Raw genomic sequence first — 490 nt, forward strand, 5'->3', positions numbered from 1 at the left:
TCGAAACCATGCCGAGCTCCACTTGCATGTTGATGCACGCGTATGTAGCTTCCATCAATGAATACCCATTCCTGATCCAGAATGCCTCGTAATCTAAAAAAAATTATCCCATAATCCCTTACTTGCCCAGCGATTAAAGCGATTGTAAGCAGTTTGCCAAGGGCAAAGTTCTTGAGGAATACACGCCATGTCGCACCCGTACGTAGCTTCCATAAGATGGCTTCCATGATATTTCTACTGTTTTTTGAACAATAACAACCGTATAATCGCATAGTATCTTGAATTTGCTGCCAAATATCATCGGTGAGAAGAGTACGTGCCATTGAAAAAATATAGAAATGAAAAGAGCTTAAAGGAGGATTTTAAGTATTTAAAACCAATTCTTCAAATGAGGACACGCCCTAGTAAACTTGATTTTTTCTTTATCTAGCTTACTCATTAAAAAAATTGGACCATAAAAAATACACCCTTCAATCAAAAAAAGAATTTC

At 37.1% G+C, this 490-nt stretch carries 1 pseudogene; it reads right to left on the reverse strand.

Annotated elements, in window-relative coordinates:
- A pseudogene (locus tag ACE01T_RS13765) lies at positions 1–323 on the reverse strand (transposase); the annotation flags it as partial.
- Between the last annotated feature and the right edge of the window lie 167 nt (positions 324–490).

It is taken from the genome of Acinetobacter uliginosus (genome assembly GCF_044130295.1).
Lineage (GTDB): Bacteria > Pseudomonadota > Gammaproteobacteria > Pseudomonadales > Moraxellaceae > Acinetobacter.